General features: G+C 70.5%; 8 protein-coding genes. All 8 read right to left on the bottom strand.

Translation table 11 applies throughout. From position 1 onward, the window contains the following. Positions 1 to 6 precede the first annotated feature (6 nt). Positions 7 to 15,909: a hypothetical protein gene (locus AB0E14_RS07250; RefSeq protein WP_362413379.1), complete on the bottom strand. Its 15,903-nt coding sequence runs from the start codon at positions 15,907 to 15,909 to the stop codon at positions 7 to 9. 9 nt (positions 15,910 to 15,918) lie between these two features. Beyond that, entirely contained in the window at positions 15,919 to 16,236 is a 318-nt protein-coding gene (locus AB0E14_RS07245) for a hypothetical protein (RefSeq protein ID WP_362413377.1), read from the bottom strand. Beyond that, positions 16,233 to 16,742: a YbaB/EbfC family nucleoid-associated protein gene (locus tag AB0E14_RS07240; RefSeq protein WP_362413375.1), complete on the bottom strand. Its 510-nt coding sequence runs from the start codon at positions 16,740 to 16,742 to the stop codon at positions 16,233 to 16,235. The genes AB0E14_RS07245 and AB0E14_RS07240 overlap by 4 nt, the downstream gene beginning before the upstream one ends. Before the next feature lie 92 nt (positions 16,743 to 16,834). After that, the gene (locus AB0E14_RS07235) at positions 16,835 to 19,765 is read right to left on the bottom strand and encodes an AAWKG family protein (protein ID WP_362413373.1); all 2,931 of its coding nucleotides are present in this window, start codon (positions 19,763 to 19,765) and stop codon (positions 16,835 to 16,837) included. Between the two features lie 63 nt (positions 19,766 to 19,828). Then, positions 19,829 to 20,353, bottom strand: a complete 525-nt coding sequence (locus AB0E14_RS07230; protein ID WP_362413371.1) for a type VII secretion system-associated protein — start codon at positions 20,351 to 20,353, stop codon at positions 19,829 to 19,831. A gap of 51 nt (positions 20,354 to 20,404) precedes the next feature. Further along, on the bottom strand, positions 20,405 to 20,749 hold the full coding sequence (locus tag AB0E14_RS07225) for a WXG100 family type VII secretion target (protein ID WP_362413369.1): 345 nt from the start codon (positions 20,747 to 20,749) through the stop codon (positions 20,405 to 20,407). Positions 20,750 to 20,801: 52 nt separating this feature from the next. After that, positions 20,802 to 21,146 (bottom strand): hypothetical protein, encoded by a 345-nt coding sequence (locus AB0E14_RS07220; protein ID WP_362413367.1) that lies wholly within the window; start codon positions 21,144 to 21,146, stop codon positions 20,802 to 20,804. 206 nt (positions 21,147 to 21,352) lie between these two features. Beyond that, positions 21,353 to 22,810: a type VII secretion protein EccB gene (gene eccB / locus AB0E14_RS07215; RefSeq protein WP_362413365.1), complete on the bottom strand. Its 1,458-nt coding sequence runs from the start codon at positions 22,808 to 22,810 to the stop codon at positions 21,353 to 21,355. Position 22,811 lies beyond the last annotated feature (1 nt).

Here is a 22,811-nt window from a genome sequence, read left to right as displayed (position 1 = left end):
GCGGGTCTACGCGCCCAGGTCCTTCTTCCAGTTGCTGATGGTCTTGGCGGGCACGTTCAGCCATTCGGCGAGATCCTTGAGCGGCCAGCCCTGAGCGATGGCGAGAAGGAAGACAGCCTTGATGTCCGGGGTCCAGAACCTGTCGCCGGCACTCGCCTTCGGCCCGGGAAGCCGGGCCGTCTGCTCGCCCTCCGTGGCGGGCGCGCCCGTCCTGCGCTTCTTCGGCGCGGGGTGTTCTTCGAGGCTGCGCAGGAACGCGGCTCTCGCTTCGACGAGTACGGTCTTGACATCGCGTTCATCGGTGGCAGGGACCGGGGCAGCGGGCTCCTCGTCGTCGTTGCCGCGCTTCCTGTACTTCCCGACGGCGACCTCGCTGATCACCAGGAAGCGGGCGACCGCTGCTTGGCTGGCTTCGCCGGAGTTGATGAGCCGCAAGGCGTGGTTCACGACGAACTGGCTGTAACCGGCGTTCCCCTCCCTTCTCTCGGCGCGGTCCGCCCTGATTCCCCTGTCCCTCTCGGACATCGCCTCGAGGAAGGCGTGTTGCTGGGCGGCGGTGAGCTCCCGGGGCAGGGCCTCCCTGCCACCACCCCCGGTCTCGTCGGACAGCCCGCCCGCAGGGTCCGCTTCCGGCCGCCTCGGCTCCCTCAGCGTGATCTTCGCCATGGGCGAGGTGAGTTCGTCACCGCTGCCGGCGTCGCTGTCCGACCCGGTCTCCCAGCCGGACATGGTCATCGGGCGTCGGCTCGTGTCGTTCGACGTTTCGCCGGGCGGCAGCGCCGTGAAGGGCGCGGTCGCGTACATCTTGTCCGCGAGTTTGTCCGTGATGCTGTCAAGGAGCACAGGAGTACCTGAGTTGACGGGGTAGATGTCGTGGAAGAGGTGGGGCAGATGCCTGGCGATGGTTTCGGTCGGTTCCTTCCAGAACCGTCCGGGGTGGTCGTTGTACGACAGCGGGACGGCGCGGAAGGTGTGGAGAGCCGTCCAGCAGGAGAAGCAGGGGCGCTTCTTCCCGCGAATGACGACAGGCCCGTCGACGAGGTCGGAGGGACGCAGGTCCGCCCTGTGGAGCAGCTGGAGAATCTTCTGCTCGGCATGGATGGGCCGGTCCAGCGAAGGGTTGTCGCCCTCCGTGTTCTGCAGCAGGATCACCGACCCCCGCCTGTCAGGTGAAGCGAGCAGGGTCTTGAGGTCGTCGGACGACGTGGTTCTCAGATCCACCTTGATGACGGGCGTGTTCCGGCCGAGGTGGTCGGCCAGCGCAAGGAGCGTACGGTTGTCCGGATCCTGTTCGGCAAGCCTGTTCTTCGTCTTGATGCGGGCGTTCTCGTTTCGGTACAGACGTTCCTTGTCGGAACCGAGGCCGTCGGCGAGGTTCTCGTAAGGGATCTTGTCGATCGTCCGCAGGTTCAGTATGTCGTCGAGATTGCGCGACTTTCCTTGTTCGTCGACGCCGTCGATGAACTGCATGAGCAGTTCGACGGACCGGTTGTGGTTCGTGGCGAGGACCAGCCGGTTGTTCAACACGGCCGCCTGCACCTCTTGCTCACGCTTCTGCGACTTCCGCTGCGATGACGAGCCGGCTGCTTCGTCGTCCGCCTCGTTCCCCCTGTCGCTCTCTTCCACCGGGTCGGCCGGGAGCATGGGCGTCTGCTCACTCTGCTCGGCGAGTTGCCCTTGCAGATGCTCGATGCAGTTCATGACGCGGATGGAGAGATGCCGGAGCGACTGCTGCGTACGCTCGTCGGCGTGCGACCGGCTGAAGCTGACGTTCACCTCCTCGGTCACGCGCCCGGACTGTCGCACCTGGGTCGGGACGGTCCTCGCCTCGACGGTCCTCGTGAGGTCGTCCGCCAGCACACCGGCGTCGGAGCCGCCGAGGAGCTGGCGCACGACGTCGTCGGCGACGGAGGACGTGGGCGACGCGCTGCTCGGCCCCGCGAAGGAGCTGCTGCTGGAGAGGTGGCCCTCCTGCGCCCCTCCGGCGACATCGTCCGGTGGGGTCAGGAAATGCGCGACGGGCTGCGCGTACAGATTTCGGGCCCGCATGATCTGTTCGTGCGTGTATCCCTCGGTGGAGTTGAACAGCCTTCGGAATTCGGCTCGTGCTTCGGTGAGGGCCCTGGCGGGTGTCTTGGTGTCCCCCAGGGTGTGCAGGTGCGGAAACGTCTTCGCGTCGAGGCCGGTCATCTTCGCCACCAGCTCCGGGGGAAGAGAGGCCCCCGGGTCGCCGGTGTTCAGGAAATCCGTGATCGAGGCGAGATCCTCCGGCCCGAACCCCTTGTCGCGCGGCGGGCTGTTCTTGACGTCCTTGGCGTCCCTGTGCCAGGCAGCGTGCTTCTGCTCGCCCCTCCTTTCGCCGGCCGGGAGGGACTTCTGATGCTGACCCGACCGGGTGGGCGGGCGACTGGAGATGATCCGTTCGTATCCGGGAGTGAGCCAGCTCTTCGGCCGTGAATCCCGTGTGTACGCGGTGTCGTGCCAGGTCGCCATCCGGTCGGCGGCTCCGCTGTCGGGCTCCTCGAGGTATCTGACGTCGAACCCCATCAGGGCCATCGCTTCCAGATTGCCGCTGCGAAATCCGATGTGGCGGGCGGTGGAAGAGCGGTGCAGGTACTCGAAGAGACGGAACTGCGCGAGGCGCCCGTCGCCCCCGAGCTGTACCACCGTTTCGTCCCGCCAGAACTCGGTGAGATTCAGGACCCGCGCGGAGAATCCATCGGGCCTCCGTTCCATGCCGTAGCGCGAAAGGTCCCCCTCTCCCTTGTCGAAGAACGCGGCGATCGTCTCGAATTTCTCGTTCGGGAGATCCTGCCCCGCTCTGCGGTACCCGGAGTCGCCGACGATCACCACGGCCTTGAAGTCCCCGAGTCTTTCGATGATCTGGGATATGCCGAAGTAGCTGGTGTCGTGTTCGATGTGGACCTCGCCGTTCTTGCCGCTGAAACGCGTCCAGAGAACCGCGACTTTGTCGTCCTCGCGCAGAGTCAGGTCCCGGGAGGCAAGCCAATCCTCGATCTGGCGGAGCCCCCAGCTCGCGGTCTTCGAACGTCCGTCGCTCGCTGACGTCTCCCCGGGTGAAGGGTCTTCGTTCACCCCCCAGTTGTCGCGGATGCTCTCGCGAAGCTTCGGGGAGAAACTCCGGGCCACGAAGAAGGTCGCGTCGTTCAGGCCCAGGAGATGCCTCTTGCCCACCCCCTTCTCCACGCAGAACGCCTCGTGCCGATCCTTGAACTCGGCCGAGGGGACGACCGGCACGCGGTCCTCCGCGATTCCCGCGTCCCTGTAGAACCGCTGGATGTTCCTCGCGTGCGACAAGGTCCTGCCCTCGTCGTCGTGGGTGATGAAGACGGTCAGGTCCGGATCGCCGATCAGGAACGCGGCGACCGAGAACATGTCACCGGAAGCGTGGCTCGGGTGTTTGAGCAGCTTCGGTCCGTCCGGCGGGGGCTTCGCCCACTTGGGCTTGGTCTCACCGGCGGCGCTGGTCCGGACCTGACGCTCCTCACCGTCGCTCGACGGAAGCCCGCCATCCCTGGAAGGAGTCGAAGGAGTCGAAGGAGTGGAGGGAGTCGAAGGAGCGGAAGGACCGCGCGAGCCCGCGTCCGACGCCGCGGGGGACTCCGGAGCCCTGTGCAGGGGAACGACCGCGTTCTCACTCACCCTCTCGATGAGGGACAGGTGGTCCTTCGGCAGGTGTGCCAGGTCGTTCAGCCGCGCGTCCACCATCAGGCCGTCGGTGCGGACCCCGCTCGCGGTGTCGTGGCGGCGGAACAGATGCCGGTCGTCCTCGTTCCTCCTCGCGTCGGAGTACTCGTCCGGAAGCCCCAGATAGTGCAGGACCTCGTGGACCAGAACGCCGTCGTCGTCCTCGGCGCCCCAGTGGTCCTGGTCCGTGCCGTCCGTCGGCGCCGCACGCGTGAGCGTGACCTTCTCGCCGTGGTCGGGGCGCTCCAGGAACTCGACCGTGACGTGCAACTGGTCACCGGAGTCGGGAAGTCGGTAGCCGACGTTGACATGGCTGTCCAGGGCCTTCTGGACCCGCTCCTGGAGCCGGGCGAGGTCGGCTGCCGACAGACCGTCCATCAGCTTGAACGGCAGCGTGACGAAGAACTGGCGCACCGTGCGCCCATCGGCCAGGCGACCTCGGCGCACATGGTGGCGGATCTGCGTCCACGAACCGTTCAGCTTCCCCCCGGTACCCGCAGGCCGCCCACCGCGCCACTCCTGACCCATCTTCGGATCGAAGCGTTCGGTGTTCACCTCGGCCGTGCGCGTGCCGCGGAACGCGCGCAGCTCGTCGGGGCGCACGGGCTTCTGCACCCGCTCGCCCGGGGTACGCGTCGGGGCCACGGCGCTGCCCGGGTTCGGGCCGCCGGGAGCACGGGATCCGGGCCGGGGCGATGCCAGGGACGCGAGGGACTGGGTGACGGGAGCCGTCGCCCCGACGGCCACGCGGCGGGACTGCTCCTCGGCGTCGCGGAGCCGGTCCTGCGCACTCACGTACTCGAAGAGCAACTGGGCGCCGTCGCGTCGCCTTTCGGCCACGGCCAGCTCCAGGGCACGCTCGTCGCGGGCCTCCCGCAGAGTCGTGCGCGTCTCTTCCTCCTTGCCCAACACCTCCTGTTTTTCGGCCAGGAGCCCCTGAGCAGTGGCCAACGTCTTCTCTACCTTGCCCACGTCACGCAGACGGCCTTCATGGTTCCGGGACCTCACCTCGTGCGCGCGGGAAAGCTTGGCCTGATCGTCGAAGAGCGACAGCTCCTCGTTGTACCTCGCGATGTCCCGGGCCGCGCGGGTGCGCTCCTCCTCGGTCTTCGCGTTCGCGTGCCGGACCTCCTCCGCCTCCTTCTCCTGGGTGATCTGCTCGCTCGTCCGCCCCAGCTCCGCCACACGGTCGTTCTGCAGGGCAAGGGCCTCCGCGGCTTCGCGGAGCAGGTTTTCGGACTCGGTTGCGCGTTCCCGCGCCTTCGTCAGGTCACGCTCGGTATCGGCCTTGTACTGGTCGGCTTCCTCGACCCCTCGCTCGGCGGTTTCGACACGGATCCGGGCCGCCTCGACGCCCTCGTCCGCCTCGGCAAGACGCCGCTGCGCCTCGTCGCGGTCGTTCCGCGCCGCGTCGGCCCTGGCCGACGCCTCGGCGACGCCGAGGTCCGGTCCCGTGCCGGCTCTGACGTCCAGGTCGGGGTTGGCCGCCTCGAACGTCGCCAGCTCGTCCGCTGCGCGAGCAGCCCGCGTGCCGGCCTCGTCGCGTGCCGGTCCACGCAGGGAAGGCGGCGTCTCGCCCGGGCCCAGGACGATCAGGCGCACGCCGCGGCCGTCGCTCAGCGCGAGTTCGACCGGGACACCGAGACGGTCGGCCACCTCGGCGACCTTGTCCATCACGTCCTGGTCGGTGACGACCGCGTCGGCGCCGGCCACCCGGGCGTTCACGGTGTCCAGGTCCACCCAGAGCCTCGGTACGACCGTCGCGGGAGTCGTACGGATCGTGTCGGCGACGACCTGGCTGTCGCGCTCGTACAAGCCCCCCGCCGAGAGATCCCACACCCCGCCGCCCCGATCGGGCTCGGTGAACACACCCAGCCCGAGCAGGTCACGTTCCGGCACCCGCATCAGCGCGGTGCCGCCCCGCACGGACACCGGTGCGGAGCCCTCGCGGCTCACCGTGACGACGGTGTCGACCTCGACCTCGTACGTCCGCAGCCCCTCCGGGGCCGTCGGCACGCCGGGCTTGCCGTCCTTGCCCCAGAGCCTGCCCACTTCGGAGATCCCGCCGCCCTGTCCGCCGGGGGTCGCCTGGTGGGCGAACACGGTCGGAGTACCGCCGGTCGTGAACCGCCCGTCCTGGCCGTAGGAGCGCGAGACGCCGAGCGTGGCGGCCGAACTCCGGGACGCCGAGGAGCTGGAGGACGTGCCGGATCCCGTGATCCGGAGCCGGTCGACGGTCACGCCCCTGCTGGCACTGATCAGCCGTGGGTTGAACACCTCGGTGGACACCCGCACCGGAGGCCGGGCCGAAGGAGACCCCACCGTGCCGCCCATCCCGGCGCCCAGACGGGTGGAGTCCAGGACCATCGACCCGCCGAGGAACTGCTCCATGAACCGGACGGACGCCGCGTCGGTGGATCTGCCGGTGACCGGGCCCCGGCCGTTCAGTTCGGGGGCGACCCGGTGGACGGTCTCCAGGATCTCCCGCTGGTTGGAGATCTGGTAGACGACCTCCTGCCCGGTGACGCGGATCCCGCGTCGCCCGGCCGGGCCCTGCGCGGGCGGCGCCTGGGGGGTGTCCCGCAGGTCACCGTCGCCGGCGAAGCGGAGGGTCACCCGCCCGGGCACCGGCTCTTCCAGCCGGTAGGTGCCCCTGCCCTCCACCTCGATCCGCGCATGGAACTCGTACGCGAGCGTGAACTCGTTGCCGCCCTCCGTGCGCTGCCAGGTCCTGTCCTCCGCCGTGCGCGACACGGTGACTGTCTCGGTGCGGGTGGTGGCGCCCGTGGCCGTGGGACCGAGCGTCCACTTGCCCGGCGTCCCGTCGTTCGCCGGGACGCTCACGTTGCCGGGCAGAGTGAGGGCCGACCGCGTCGTGCGGCTCAACGACTCCGAGACGTTGGCGGGAGCGTGCGCGGAGTAGTTCTCCACCCCGCCGCCCGCCGGAGTGGGGCGGCCCTCCACGCGCCGCATCTCCTCGGTGGTCCAGGGGAAGCTGCCGTGCAGGCTCACGGTGACGGTCCTGGTCCGCAGCCCCTCCATGGCGGCGAAGGAGAAGGTCAGGGGGTTGCCGGCCGCCTCGTCGTCCTCCGTGCGCCCGCCGCGCGCAGGGAGCGTGGCGAGCGCGGTGGGGGAGGTGAGGTCGGCGAGGCGCTGGCGCAGCCCCGGCACGTAGGACGCGTGGCCCGGAGTGAGGCTCCCGGGCAGGTGCCGCGTCACCAGCTCGACGAGCCTCTCGTGCAGGACGCGCGAGCCCTGCGCGTCCGGGACCACCTGCTCCTGGATGCCCTCTCCCGCCTGTTGGCCCGTGGGGGCCTCTCCCGGAGGCACGAGGGCCTCGGTGACCGGGGTCGCCTCGAGGACCGCGGCCAGGCCCAGGGCGTGGTGCCGCACGAACCGGTAGGGCAGGACGGGGGCCGGGGTCGAGGACGCCGGAGCGGGGACCGGCGTGAAGGCCTGCGCGTCGGCCAGAGCGGTGAGCGCCCCGCCCGCCCGCCGCAGCTGGTCCTGCGTGGCGAGGAAGACCATGCCGTCAGGGACGGTGAAGGTGGCGGTCCGGGACCCGCCGGGGCGGTTGAGCGCCGCGACACTGCGCAGGCCGTGATGGACCGTCACGTGGTACGTCACGTCCGCCTGGACCCGGAGCTGCTCGCCGCTCTCCGTCGCCACGCGGGTGAGGCTGGTCGTCGAGGTGGTCGCTGTCGTACGGACCTCCCCTCGGCCCCGTGTCCCCTTGATTCCGCCGCCACCCGTGACGGGACCGGCCACCTTCTGCGCGGGGGACGCCTGCTGCCGCGCCTGCGCCGCTTCGGCCTCCGCCCGGCTCTGCCCGTACTTCGCGGCCGGTCCGCCCCCGCCCTCGTAGGCGTGGGAGGCCGCCTGCTGGTAGGAGGCGCTGTCGGCCGAGGCGATGTCCGTCTCGCTGTACTGCGCCGTGGGCGTACCGAGAGCCCGGGGGTTGCCGAGCTCGACCCGCACCTCCACGACGAGATCCGTACCGCCGAACGCGCCCGGCACGAACAGGCCGTCGACCACGTACGTGCCCTTGGACATCTGGTGCGCCCGCGACTGCAGGGCACCCGGCGAGAACTGGGCGTGGATCACCTCGTGCAGCAGCGTTCCCCGGTCGGACTCGTCCTCGAAGCGGGTGGCCCGCTCCACCTTCGACCAGGCTCCCAGAACCGACGACGACCAGGTCCCCAGGGCCGCCGCGGACGACGACCAGGCTCCCTGGACCGACGACGCGAGCCCGCTCAGGCCCGAGCCGCGTGCCGGCGCCACGGGCCCCGCCGTGGCGGGACGGGGGAGGTCCCCCAGGCCGTCGAGGGCGATGTCCTGCGCGTCGTTCGGGAGACCGTGGTCCCGCTCACCGCGACGCGTGCCGTCGTCCCCCAGCTCCTCGGAGATCTCCGACAGGAGGCGGTCGAACGCGTCCATGAGCCGGCCACTGCCCTGCATGACGTCGACCAGCGAGCTGTCCGGGAGGAGGAACGTGCCCGGGCCGTCGTCGTCCCCGGCGGCCGGCGGGACGTACGGCACGTCCGTACGGCTCCGGGGCACCGCGAGTTCCACGTGCACGACCGCGGAATTCTCCGGACGCGCGGGATCCGCGACCCCACGGCCGGGGGCGTCCGGCACCGCGTCCGTCAACAGCTGCGCACGGAGCCGGACGGGGATCTTGTAGACCTCCGTCGGCTGACGCCCGGCGGCGAGCAGCTGACTGTAGGACTGCCCCGCGCCCACCGTCCTGGTCTCGGTCGTCTGCCAGGTTCCCTTGACCTCACCGCCCAGACTCACGTGCGCGTGCCCGAGAACGAGTCCCCCCAGCTCTCCGCCCAGCGCACCGCTGCGCGTGGTCCCTGACGACTGCTGGGTGGTACCGGGAATGTGGAAGCCGCTCAGGTTGGGCATGTGGACGTTGGTCAGCGTCTCCACATGCTCGACGGGCTGGGCGTCCTCCCGGTCGAGGGTGAGACGGAGCTGGACGCGGTCCACTCCGCCCAGCGCGCCCGGCTTGGCGAAGAACAGCCTCAGACCGCCGTCCGCCAGCTCGTCCATGGTGGTGAGCAGTCCGTTGCGCGACCGGTACGTCTCGAACTTGCGCAGGTTCTCGAACTGCATCCGGACCGCGCGCTTGTCGCCGGGCGTCGGATCACCGGGGCCGGTGCTCGGTAGGTACCCCTCGGCGACCAGCTGCTCGCGTGCCCGGGCGAGGACCGCGTCGACGCCCGGGCCCTGGATGCTCAGGGGCGTGGTGGACAGGCCGACGCTCCGGAAGCGCGCGAGCTCCTCCGGGGCGCTCCTCCGGGGCGCGTTCGGCGCGGCGGGCGCGTTCGGGGCCGGAGGTTCCAGCGCCCGGATCCGGATGGGGGAGGGAGGCGTGGACACCGGCGCGGGTCGGGTCGTTCCGTCCGTTCCGACGAACTCCACGTGGTACGTGACCGTGGCGGGGACCAGGACGTGCGCGCCGGCGCGCAGGTTGTGCATGAGGTTGTGTGTCGCCCCGGCACCCAGCGTGCGGTCGGACTGCTTGCCGTAAGCGCCCTTGGGAGTCAGCGAACCGTTGAGGTTGAAGGCACGGAAGGCCTTGTCGACGACCGCCGGCATCCGGTTGAACACCACCGCGCCGGACACGTCGGCGCCGGACGACCGCGAGACCTTCGACGTCGCGTCGACCTTCAGGACCCGGTCCCGGAAGCGCTCGAGGAGGTAGTTCGCGCCGACGCTGGTCTCCTCCGCGGCCGCGTCGCCCGGCCGCGGGGCGACGTCCGCCGTCACCCGGAACATGCCGACGGGGTTCCCGTCGTCGTCGAGGAGCACGGGGGACCAGGTGCCGGCATCGGTGTCCCGGAGGCGGGCGCCGAGCCCGGTGCCCGGGTCCGGCCCCGGAATGCGCTGGAGCGGCAGGGCACCGAGCAGGTACTCACCGCTGAAGAACCGCCGCAAGGACTCCCGTGACTGCGCCGAGAGGGTGGCGAGCGGGCCGGAGAACCGCGGGAGCGCCTCGCGGAGCAGCACACCGGGATCCGCCATCGAATCCATGCCCCAGACACGGGAGCGGTCGAGGTTGTCGTCGAAGGCCGAGGAGAAGGTCGCGGCCCCCTGCTCCCCGGTCGTGGCCGGCGGTCGCCCCAGGTGCTCGGGGAACCACGCGGTGACGGTGCCCAGGGGTTCGTCCGGTCGGGTCCACGCCGGCCTCGCCTCCCCGTCGGTGGCCGCCGCGCGGACGTCACCATGGGCGACGTAGTCGTACGGCGTGGCCGGCTCGGAACTGCGCAGCAGGGTCGTGGAGTTCCCGCCACCGGTCACCGTCGTCGCCAGCGTGCGCTGCTGGCGCGCGCCGGTCACGTTGAGCGAGAAGGACATGTTCGTCAGGTGACCCCGCACGAGGTCGAAGACACCGGAGAAGGGCTGGACGGAGACGGTCCGCACCGTCGACGTGGAGGCCTGGGACGTGTTGTCGAACGCGGCCGTCTGGCGCTGCTCGTTGTTGTGCGGTGCGGCGTGGCCGCCGGTCTCGAACGTGCTGGACGGCATCGGCCGCTCCAGGCGGATCCGGACGTCGAGGGAGTGTGTCTCCTTCCCGTCCCCCACCGTGATGGTGTGGCCGTCGGGGCCGAACAGCATCAGGCGGTTGTCGAACAGGACCTGCGGGTCGAGGAGGGCGGTGAGCTGGTCCCGTACCTCGGGCCGCTGGAATCGGGCGGGCAGTTGTCCGTACGCGTGGTCCTGGAGCCTGGTGGCGACGTCGGGGGCGATGGGTGTCAGGTGGATGCCTCCGAAGCCCTCGTGGGCGTCGGTTCCGAAGCTCTGCACGTGCCGGGAGGCCGCCGGCGCGGGCGCGGAGTGGGAGCCGGAGGGCGCACCGGTCGTCAGGGTGGGGTGGGGCGCCCTGCTGGACGGGCCGGTGGCCGAGCCGCCGTCGTCGCGGGGCAGCCGCGTCTCGGCTCCGTCGTCGGCGGTGTTCTCGACCGCGCTTTCGGCGGTGTCCTCGGGGGTGTTCTCGGCGGTGATCTCGGGCGTGTTCTCGACCGCGCTTTCGGCGGTGTTCCCGGGGGCGGTGGCGGTGGTGACGCCCCAGCGGGCGAAGACGGATTCGAGGTCGTCCCACACGCTGGGCTGCGGTTCCTGGACCGGGCCGTGCTCCTGGGTCGAGCCGAGGGCCCGGTGTTCGGCCGAGAGGAGGGCGACCTGCTCCGGCGTCCGTTCGTGGGCTTCGAGCCCCAGGGCCACCTCGTCCGGGAACCTCCCCTCCGGCATGACCTCCCGCAGCCTGTTCTCGGTGAGCGGCGCGAGCGAGCGGAACCGTCCCCAGTCGTCGGTGTACGACAGGACTTCGGTGTACGGGGTGGCGCCGGCGGGCCTGGGCTGCCGGGCCAGCACGTCCTTCTCGAACGCCTCGGACGCCGTCATGATCTCGTGGAAGGTGTGATGGCCGACCGGGAGCATGTCCGCCATCAGGGCGAGCCGCACGAGCTGGAAGTCGACGGGAACCCTCCACTTCCTGGCCATGGCGTGGACGACCGTCAGGGTGAAGTACGTCGTGTTGGACGTGCCCGCGCTCATCAGGCCGCCGGTCGACTCGGCCGTCAACTGGCTCACGGTCTTCAGGGCGATCTGACGGTGCCGCTCGCCGGGTTCCCAGGTCAGCCGGTCGGCCTCCACCGCGTGGGCCTCCTCTCGGGCGCTGAGAGGCGGCACGGCGTCCAGGGGCCGCAACCGGGTACGCCTGTCGTGCTCCTGGGCGGCCACCAGCGCCTCCAGGTCGGGGTTGTCCGCCTGCTCCGTCCGCAACCGGTCCTGTGCCCGCCTGATGTTCTGGACGACGTCGGCGTCCTGCTGGATCTGCGTCTCCGCCGGCGTGCCCTCCGGGCTCCGCTCGCGCGTGAGGATGATCGGTGTGGGCTTCGCCCCCACCAGCTCCTTCATGAGGGGACCGTGGACCCCGGTGACCAGCAGGTGCATCTGCTCGCGGATGTTCCCTTTCTCGACGACCTCCCGCAGCGTCTCCAGGTCGTTGCCGACGGACCCGCTGCCGGTGTTCTGCGCGGTGCCGAGCTCGACGCGCTTCTCCGGCGGCAGCCTGTCCCAGGCCGCCTTGACCAGCGTCCGCACCTGTTGCTGGACGTCCTCGCGCTGGGTGAGGTACTCACCGAGGGCGCGTTCGGCGTCGCGCGACGCCTCCGCGTACGCCAGACGGACCGCTGCCCGGACGACGGGGTCGTGTGCGGACCGGCCCGGATTCGCGTACAGCGCCTGCCCGACGCGGCTCAGCAGGGTGAGCGGGAGGGGCCGTCGCGGGCTGTCCGGGCCTTGCAGACCCCTCTCGAAACGCTGGAGGGATTCGATCGTGCCGGCCGGGCCGGTGACCGTGACCGTCGCCAGCAGGTCCTTGCCGACCAGCAGGCGGCCGGACTCCGTGTCGACGGCGTGCCCGGCGGGGACCCGTACCTCCAGCCAGTGTTCCGCACCGGGCGGGAGCTGCGTGACGAGGGTGGTGTACGGCTTCCCTTCGGTGCGCAGCAGCCGGTCGGCCCGGCCCACCAGTCCGAGGGGAGCCTCGGGGAGCACCAGATAGGCGGTCGTCTCCTCCTGCGTGCGCGGGCCGAGGGCGTCCAGCTCCTGCCGCCAGTCCTTCGGCTCGGGAGTCTCGTCCCCGTCCCTTCCGTGCGTGGCGCCGTCCTGCGGCGCGGAGGGCGGCGCGGCGACGGGCACGGTGGAGGTCGTCGGGATGCCGGAGGTCGTGGGCGGGCTGTGGCCGGTGTCGGTCGCGCGGTCACCCGACTGTGTGACGGGGGTCGTGCCGGCTCCCACGGAGGCCGGGGCGGGCGGGCCGGACCAGGAGGGATGGGCGTCCATGACGGCATGGGCGACGTAGGTCGCGAAGTTCAGGACGCGCGTGTTCCGCATCGCGGCGATCCTGGGCGCCTGCCAGGAGGCCTTTTCGTGGAGCTTGGGCGGCAGGGGTACCGGAGCGATGCCGAGGTCCAGGAGCATGCGGGGGACCAGGAACCGGGAGTGGAACGTCAGCGTGCTCTCCGGCGACCCGGTGAGGCCGCCGGTCGCGTGGAGCTTCAGGACCGTGTCGGCGACGGCCTTGAGTTGGTCCACCCGGGTGGTGGCCGCCTCCAGGGCTCTCCCGTGCGCCCGGAAGATGTCGTCGAGGTTGCTCCGTACCTCCGGGGTGACCTCGCTGCCCTCACCGACCTGGCTGCCGTCGGCCCGAGCGCGCAGGTCGAGGTACGCCTCGCTGCCCAGGACGTGCCAGGGGCGCTCCGGGCGGTGCGCGCTGTCGAGGAGCTCGCGGAGCAAGGCCTTCTGGTTGTCGTTCGCGTCCGGGAGGAGTTCCGACACGGTCGCGTCGGACGGCGTCGCCGCCGGTGCGACCGTGAGCCTGCCCGTGAGGTGGGCGTTGTCCGCGTCCGTGAGGTCGGCCATGCCGAGGGCCAGTTCGGCCGCCAGGGGGACCGGATTGTTCCCCTTCCAGAACGACGTCGTGCGGGCCGCGTCGAGTAGCCGGGCCGGGGGGAAGCCCTGGTCCAGGAGCAGACGTTGCAGCAGGACCTGGATGTCGGACGTCAACGGCCCCTCCTGCGCCTCGGCGTGCAGGTCCTGAATGAGGGTCACGACGGATTCCAGGCGGCTGCGGGAGTCGTCGGCGGACCGGGACGTGTACTCCGAGAAGGCGTCCTCGACGGTTTCGTCCGGTACGCCGTTCCGCTCCTGCTCGGGCAACCGGTTCCGTAGTTCTCCGTAGGCCCTGGCGTCCATGGTGTGCCAGGTGTCACCTGGGGAATGCCGGAGGTCGGTCACTTCCGCGAGCAGGTCGGCCGCCACGTCGGGCTCGGACAGCAGGGCCGTCCACCGGTCCCGAGGCAGGTGCCGGGACAGAGGACCGGCCGCTGAGGACGTGTCGGACGACCCGGACGTGACGGGAGGCGCCTTGCTCGACGGGCCGACGAGGGGTGCGTCCGCCGCCAGCCGCGTCTCGGCCCCCGGTTCGTCGCGCGGGGCCGTGTCCTGTCCCAGGGGCGATGCCGTCGGCTCATCGGGGGTCCACGGCTCCAGGTACTGAAGCTCGCCGTCCTCGTCGTCGTCGACGCGCTCCTCGACGACGACGTCCTGCCCGACCGTGGCGAGGGCCTCCCGGTCCGGCGTCGGGGAGGTGAGCCCGTCCCTCTCTGGGCCCGCGGGGGCCTCCGACACGGTGCTCTCCGACGTCTGGACCGGCGTGGAGGAGCCGGAGGAAGGAGAAGGCGCGCCCTCCTCGCCGCTGGTGGTGGGGATGCTCTGGGCGGGCGGGCCGGCCGGGGCCGGGGCTTCGGAAGCGGTGGGTTCCTCACGTGAGCCGGACGGCTGGTCGGCGTTCGCCTGGCCCGAGTTCGCCGAGTTCGCGGAGTTCGTAGAGCTCGGGGCGTTCGCCTGGTTCTGCGGGGACGAATGCGCCGACGAGGAGGTCGAGGCCGAGGAGGAGGCACCCGACGGGGCGGTCGTTCCGGCGGGTTGAGGGGTGGGCGCCACCTGCGGCGGCCCGACGGTGACCGGGGTCTCCGTACGGCTGTCGGACGAGGGGTCGTCCGACTCCGTCCGTGGACGCGTGACGGTCGGTGCGTCCTCCGAGTCGCTGCCGGCCGGTTCGTCGCGCTCGGCGACGTCCCCGACATCCCCGACGTCCCCGACATTCCCGACGTCCCCGACGTCCGACCCGTCCTCGGAAGGGGAAACCGTCTCCGGTCCCTGCGTACCACCGGACTCGCCGGACGGTGCCGACCCGCCGGACCCGCCGGTCGCGGTGGACCCCGAGGGCGCGTCCGCGCCACCGGACACCAGTCCGCCCGACGTGTCCATGCCGCCGTTCAGGAGCTGTTGGCGCATGTTGTTGCCCAGGCGCTCGCCCGCCAGCTCCATGCCGTTGCTGACGCGGCCCTCGACCATGCCGGAGGCGAAGGTGAGACCGGAGGTCTTGAAGGTGTGCTCGTCGGAGAAGATCAGGTTGTACATGCCCTCGGACACGGCCGCGTGCGCACCTTCGAACAGGCCCTTGCCCAGCTGGTTGGCGCCGAACTGCGACATGTGGCGCAGCAGGCTCTGGCCCATGGCGTCGGCGGTGCCACGGGTGAGCACCTTGGTGACCTCGGGACTCAGTTCCTTGCCCAGCGGCTTGAGGCTGTTCTCCAGGTTGAGCGGCAGGTCCTTCTTGCCGGTGTCCCTGAGCAGGGTCCGCGCCCAGTTCTCGCCCGCCTCCCGTGCGCCGTCCCGCTTGAGGTGCTTGTCGAACGTGTCACCGACGGACTTGACGAAGTCCTTGGCCGCCTTGTCCGAGACCACCTTCGGTCCCGCGGTCTTCGGGATGTGGTCGCCGAAGTTCTTCGCGAGGTCGCCGCCGAAGGACCTGGGTGCGTCGGGACCGGGTACGTCCGGCTTCTTCGGACCGGGAAGATCCGGCTTCTTGGGTCCGAAGGCCTTGTCGAGCTTGTTGCCGATGTCCTTGCCGCTGTTCTTGCCGAACAGGTTGGCGAGCCCCCGGCCGAACTTGTTGCCGAGGAACTGGAACGGGCCGGCGAGCAGGCCCTGGATCATGCCGGAGAGCGCCGCCTGCTTGGTGAGTTCGGTGTCGAACTCGTCACGGGTGCCCTGGTTGAGCTGGGCCCATTGGACGAGGACGTCCATGGCGACGCCCATCCCGACGTTGATGATCTGATGGGAGATCAGCATCAGCACGAGCCGGCCGAGCCGGAACTTGATGAGCCACCGGACGAAGGCCACCCTGGCGAAGTACGCCTGGAGCGAGGCCCCGAAGAAGAAGAACGTGGCGGCCGCGATGATCGCCTCGACCAGCAGCTCCACCAGCTGGGCGATGATCATGTACTTGGTGTACTGGAGCTGCGTCCCGCCCTTGCGGCTGAACTCGGCGAGGAGCTTGGCCTGGTCGGCCACCGCGTCGAAGTAGTTCAGCCCCTCTTCGCCGATGAAGCTCTTCATCGCCGCCTGGTACATCTCGGCGGCGTTGCCCTTGAAGGCTTCATGGGTGTAGCCCAGCGCCTCCGAGATCTGCTGCTTCAGGTCGTTCGTCAGCTTGCCGTAGAGGTCCTTGTGCACCTCGGCCAGCGCGAACAACTTGTCCTCGTCGCCGTTCGGGGGCACTTCTCCGGTGAGGGCCGCGAACAGCCAGGCGCACTCGGGCGGGAACTCCAGGGACACCGTGCGGTTCTACCTTCCGTGCCGAAGATGGGTGTCGATGTCGTCCGACAGCCCACGGAACTTCTTGCCGGCGTCCTGCTGGCTCCGGCCGCTCCCCGACAGGCCGTCGGCCAGTCCGGTCACGCCCGTCTTGAGGTCCTTCTCGGCGGGCACGTACTTCTTCGCGAACGCCTCCCCGAACTCCCCGTCGCCCCAGCACCCGTGGTACGACGTGAGCTTGTCCAGGTACTCGTCACGGATCAGTTTGATCTTGTCGGCCACGTCACCCATGTTCTGGCCGCTCTTGTCCAGGCTGTCCGGGTCGACGTCGAGGCTGTCGTCACTCACCGTCGATCGTCCGCCTGTCGCACGGCGGCGGCCGCCGCGTCCTCGTCCTCCAGGAGTTCGTCGAGGAGCGCTCCCGACGAGCCCCGGGGCGGTGCCTTGGCCGGTGGCGTGGGGATGCCTTCCTCACGGGCCGAGGCGAACATCGCCTCCCAGTCCATCTCCGTGACGCCGTCCGGAGCGTCCGGCGACAGGACCGGTATCGGGCCGAACGGCCGGTAGATCTCGGCGAGTTGCTCCGCGGCCTGCTTGCGGGCCAGGCCGATCGTGGCCATCAGGGCGGCGGCGAGCTGGGCCGGCGGCATGCTGCGGTAGGCGTTCGTGGGGAACCGGATCTGCGTCAGCTCGCCCTGCGGGCCCATGGTCACCGCCACCGAGCGGTCCTTCGCCGTCACCGTCGCGGAGACGCGCGAGGCCGCCGCCGCCGCGTCGGCCAGCTTGGCGCGTGTCTCCTCGAACTCGGCCAGCGCCTCGGCGAGTCGCTCTTCCATGCCCATGCCCATGCCCATGCCCTGTGTCCTGCCGTCCTCGTACGTGATCGTGTGTGGCCGAAAGTGGTGGTCGTGATCGTGGTGGTCGTGCGTGGTGCCGGGGAGACGACTCAGCGGCCGATGGCGCCGGACACGCCCGCACCGTCCGTGCCCCAGGTCTCCTCGTCCTCGCTCACCCAGGTCGAACGTTCGCGCTCGTCGCTCTGGGTGCTGCCGCCTGCGCCGCCGCCCGCGCCGCCCATGCCGCCCCCCATGAACGGCATCATCGGCATTCCGCTCGACATGGTGTTGGGCTGCCGCGTCGTCACCGAGGCCTCGACGGGTGTGAGGGCCCTCGTGCGAGCCGCCGACACCTCGGTCATGGCGAGGGAACGACGCTCGTTGCCCGGGGCGACGCCGGGGTTCCCCGTGGCGCCGGCGCCGAAGCCGGGCCCGCCCACCTGGTTCAGCGGAAGGGGCGGCATCCGGCCACCGGCACCCGCACCGCCCGCGCCCGCGTTGTTGCCGGTGAGGAACGAGTCGCCGCCCCGCTTGCGGTCCGGGAAGTCGTAGTAGCTGTGGTCGGGGGTGAGGGAGCCCGACTTGTTGGGCGGCAGCGCGCCGCTGCCGCCGGTGGTACGCCCGTACGCGTCGGTGGTCACCGTGCGCCCGTCCGGGTACGTGATCTGGTGGCCGCCGTCCTTGAGCCGCTTGTCGACCGTGCCGTCCGGATACTTCGTCGTCGTCGACCCGTCGGCGTGGTGCGTGGTCTGCGGTCCGCCCCCGCCGCCCGTCACGTTCAGGTGCTCGGTCGTCCTGTGCCCGCTCGCGTCCACCTTGGTGTAGGTGCCGTCCGGGCCCAGCTTGGTGGTGCTGCCGTCCTTGTACGTGGTCGAAACGGTGCCGTCGCGCTCCACCTGGGCCACGGATCCGTCCGCGTACTGGATCGTGGACGTGCCCTTGCCGAGGTGCGAGACGGTCTTGGTGCCGTCCGGGTCGAGGGTGGTCACGGTGCCGTTGGCGGTGACGGTGGTCTTCGTACCGTTGGGGTACGTCGTCGTGCTGGCGCCGTCCGCGCCGTAGACCGTGCTGGAGCCGTCGGGGTTGCGGACGGTCTGGCCGGGCTGCGGGTGACTGGTGGTGCTGCGGCCCTCGGCGTCGGTGGTGGTGAGCTTGCCGTCGGGCGCGTGCACGGTGACGGTGCCGTCGGTGTAGCGGCTGGTGGTCGTGCCGTCGGGCTTGACCGTGGTCTTCGTGCCGTCCTGGTAGGTGGTCGTCTGGCTGCCGTCCTTGTTGAGGACGGTCCTGGAACCGTCGGGGTTGCTCGTCTCCGTGGTCCCGTCGGGACGGACCGTGGTGGTGGTCCCGTCCTTGTGGGTGGTCGTGCGGGACCCGTCGCTGTTGTACGAGGTGGTGGACCCGTCGGGTCCCTTCGTGGTCTTGACGACGGTGGGGGTGCCACCGGGGGTGAGGCCGCCGCCGATGCCGTTCGGCGGGAGCGGCGGGGGGATCACGCCGGGCGGGTACGTGGTCTGTCGGCCGTCGGGGCTCGTGACGGTGGTCGAGCCGTCGGGGTTGCGGACGACGCTGCCCGGGCCCGAGCCGGTGAGCCCGCCGGAGCCGTTGCCGCCGGTGGGGTTGGGGCCGAGCGGCGGGATCGTGACGGGAGGAGGTCCTCCCTTCCCGTCGCCGAGGCCGGGACCGCCCTTGCCGTCTCCGAGGCCCGGTCCGCCCTTGCCGTCGCCGATGCCGCCCCCGGTGGGGTTCGGGCCCAGCGGGGGAACGTCGCCTCCGCCTCCGCCGCCGCCCTGCTTGTACTTCTCCAACTCCTTCTCGGCGTCCGCCTTCTCCTTCTCCGCGTCGGCCTTCGCCTTGTCGGCGTCCGCCTTCGCCTCGTCGGCGGCGTTGGCTTCCTTGAGGCTCGTGATGCCCGCCTTGAAAGCGAACGGGGTGCGTCGCTCGAAGCCGCGCATCTTGCTGTTGAAGTCGATGACCACGACTCTGGCGGGTTCGTCGAGATGGGTCCTGATCGTGGCGATCCACTCGGCGCAGGCCTGCCTGGACACGCCCTTCCAGCCGGCTTCCTGGGCGAGGTCTCCGTACAGCGGATGCTTGGTACTGAAGCCCTCCCCGACCTGGGACACCTCATACTTCGACTGCCGCATCTTCGCGATGTTGTTCTCGTTCAGCCAGGTCGCCGCGGCGTCGATGTGCTTGTCCAGGAGCGCTGTCCCCAGCCACAGATTGGTGGCGATCCACCCCTCGTGGATCTCCTTCAACCGCTTCGCGGTGGACAGGAAGGTCTCCTCGGCCTCCATGACGCGGTCCGCGACCACGGAGTCGGCGCGAAAGCCCGGGTCGATCTGCGAAGACCTTCCCGACCGGGGTGCGGGAAGCGCGAAAAGGCTCAGGAAGTCCTTGTAACCGGTGCTCGTCCCGCCGATGAGGTCGCGGAAGACGTCCGCCCCCGACCCGCGGTAGGCGGCGTCCTCCCCACCGAGGTCCTTCACCCACCGCTCCAGCTTGGGGCTGTGGTCCCGGAAGAACTGGCTGACGCGGTCGAAGGCCATGGCTATGGGCGGGAGCGTGCGGAGATCGGGCGCGTCCGCGAACGCCACCACCCTCGGAGGGTCGTATCCTCCGCCGAATCCGTCGGTCGTGTACTTCGTGAGCAGATGGTCCAGGGCCTCCCGGTATCCCCAGTCGAAGGCGCCCGCGACTCCGTGGTTGTGCCAGTGCGAACCGTCCGGCCCGGACCAGGGCACGGTCAGCGTCACCGTGTACACGGCGACGCTCGCGCCGATCTTCTCTCCACCCGCGTAGAGCTTGATCACCCGCCCGTCGACGTCACCGTCCTCGATCGTCGGTGTGGTGGCCCGGTAGTTCTGCCCGTCCTCGATCTTGATGCGCATCCACTCGCTGCCGTCCCCCTGCTTGGTGTCGGCCCCTCCGATGGCAGCCACCTGGGCCCGGGTTCCTCCGTCGAAGCCCGTGAACTGCTTGATGATGGCTTCCCAGTCCGGCTGGGTGGAGACGTTTCCGTTCTTGGGGGCTTCGGCCATGGAGCGAGCGACTCCTTCGTCGGTGGGGTGGGGCCGGGCGGGTGCGCGCCCCGGAGGCGGGCGTCAGGTCTTGCGGGACTGGGTGAGATCCGCTTCCACGTCCCGGAAGAGATCGAGGAACTTCTGACTGTCGATCTCGTCCAGGTTCTTGTGCTGGGCGCCGGTCATGGTGGTGAGCACGCTCTCGAGGTTCCTCTTCACGTCCTCGAAGAAGTCCTTCTGGTCGTCCACGACGACGGCGAGTTCGGACGCCGCGCCCTTCACGAAGGCGAGGAAGTCGTGGGCCGACATCGGACCGTCGTCCTTGCCCGGAGCGGTGAGCTTCCCGAGGAGCAGCGTCACCTTGCTGTTGTACAGCGTGGGACTCTCGAGCTGGGCGGACAGACCGCTCATGGAAGGCACACCCGAGAAGTCCAGGTCGTAGCCCTCCCCGTTCTTGACGTACCGCCCGCCCGCCTCCTGCAGAGCCCCCAACCACAGGAGGAAGGAGGCGACGTCGTGGTCGATGAAACGGCGCAGCGTCTGCACGTCGAGGCGCGTGAGCTTGGTGTCACCAGTGGGGGGCTTCGATCCGGGGTCGTCGGCCACGGTCTCTCGCAATCATCCGGAAGCGGTCGGGCGGGGGAGTGCTGGCACCGCTCACCGGCCGATCCGCACGCCCTCCCAGTTGTCCTTCGTCTGCGCCTCGTGCCGGCGGTACTGGTCCGTGATGTCGTTCAGGGTCGCGCTGTGGCTCTGCAGGATCGTGCCCAACGCATTCGCCGCGCCGTTCCACTGGGTCTGGATCGACGTGTACGCCGCCGCGTCCGCGCCCTGCCAGGCGCCGAACAGGCCCATCAGCTCCTCGTTGAGCGCGGTCACCAACTTCTTGATGCGCTCCGTCTGCAGGCGCATGTCGTCGGCGGCCTGGTCGACGGACTTGTACTCGACGTAGATCTGGCCGTCGGTCTTGTTGCTGTGGTCGTAGCCGGGGGGAGTGGACATCGGTCCTCCTTCGGTGGAGTGGGCGAGGAAACGGGGACGGCGAGGGCGCCGATCAGCCCATCAGCTGGTTGAACGCGTTGTTGTTGAGCCCCGCGTTCCTGATCTGGTCGCCGGTGTTCGTCTGCACGGTGGTCTGGTGCGCGCTCGTCTCCTGGAGCTTCTGGATCATCTGGTCGATGTTGCGGACGATGACGTCCACCTGGCCGCTCCAGTCGGAGAGCAACTGCCGGTAGGCCTGGCCGTCCGCACCGCCGTAGGTCCGTGTCAGCGAACCCATCGTGGTCTTCACGTGGTCCTGCGACTGCAGGATCTGCGACCTGGCCTGGGTGAGGGCGGTGTTGCCCTTCTGGTTCTCGGACTGGGACGAACTCTGGACGTTCCCGGGCGGGGTGGCCATGACCGAGGTCCTTCCTGCGGAGACGAAAGGGAGAGGGGACGCGCGCGGCGCTCACCGGCGCGCGCCCTCGACGTGAGGTCATCGAGTCTCGACGGTCGGCCTAACGCCCGGCTAACGAAGTGCTGTCGGCCCCGCCGGGTACCACCCCCGCGCGACGGTGCCGTGACGAAGGCCACACCTCGCGCGGTGGTCCCGGGGGCGAGCCCTCAGCGACACGTCGACGGGTCGGGCCGCGCCGCCACCTCACCCCCCGCCACCCGCGCGTCCAGCGGCGGACCCGTCGGCAGCATGTCGAGCAGCCGCGACGGCACGGCCTGGGCGCGACCGCCCTTCAGCCCCAGGCGCTGCATCGAAGTGGCGTCCGGCAGGCGGTACTTCACACCCACGTCCGTCACCAGATACGTGGTGGTGCCGATCGACGACCCGCCGGCCCCGAGCACCTGGACGAGCGCGCCGCCACCCGGCCGCACCGACAGCCCGTCCACCGCCAGGCACGCCGGTGCGAAGTCCGGGCCCTCCGGCGGCGCCGGCAGGGCCGGTCCGGTCGGCACGAGGGCGATACCCACCCTGGGCTGCGTGCCCTCGGGCTGGATCCGCGCGCACACCGACGTGCCCGGTCCCGGAGCGCGTACGGTCGGCACGCGGGGCGGCCAGTTCGCCGGATCCCTGTCGGCCCGGGCCGACTGGTGGCGCGTCAACTCCGAAGCCGCCAAGGGAAGTACGGTCGGCGTGGCGCCGGGGTAGGCCAGCTTCGCCGTACGGTCGTCCCCCAGGACCAGAGCCGCGGCGAGTTCGCTCAGCGGGCGCAGACCCGCGCTTTCGAGCACGTAGTGCTGGGTTGCCGCACCCGGCGACGCCAGGGCGTAGACCTGACCGGTACGGCTCGGGCCGGGGCCGATCGCGGGGCCGGGGGCGCCGCGCCCGGACACCTCGGGGGGCGTCAGATCGGGACCCGCAGGGACGCTGTCCAGGAACGCGGCGGACACGGGCAGCGGCGTCGCGTCCGCGTACCCGAGCGACTGCGCCGCGCCGTGCTCACCCAGACGCAGCCGGCGGTCGCCCCACAACAGGTACCGCCGTCCGTCCGGCGCCTGGACCAGCACGCCCCGGTCGACCGCGGGCGCCCGGCCCTGCGACTCCAGACCCAGGCGCAGGGACGTCACAGGGCGACGCCCGGAGCCGTCGGCACCGGTGCGCACCGGCTCGCTCGCGCACACCTGCCAGGCACCCTGCTCCAGGCCGGAGGCGGACGGCAGAGCGTCGGGCGCGCCGGGAATGCCGACCGGGGGGCCGTGGCGTTCGCCCGCGAGCGAGGCGGCGGACACCTGGACCGGCTTGAGCCGGTCGGCGGCGATCAGCCTCGCCGAGGCGTAGTTCCGGATGGGGCGCAGGGTCCCGTCCAGGTACAGATAGCGGGTTCCGGTGTCCTTCTGGACGATCAGAGCCGACTCCTGGCGCCAAGTCTTCGTACCGGACGGGGAGATCATCCCGAACAGCAGGAACCCGACGACCAGCACGACACCCAGGGCGATCCCCCACACAAGACCGCGGTTCGTGCGCCCCACGGGCGACTCGGGCGCGTCCGGATCGCCACGCAGCATGCCACTGGTCAACCGCCCCATCAGGAACATGTGGGCCTGGACCTGGTCTCGCTTCGACTGCATG

The organism is Streptomyces sp. NPDC047981, from assembly GCF_040653315.1.
Lineage (GTDB): Bacteria > Actinomycetota > Actinomycetes > Streptomycetales > Streptomycetaceae > Streptomyces.
This window is presented reverse-complemented; position numbering and strand designations above follow the sequence as displayed.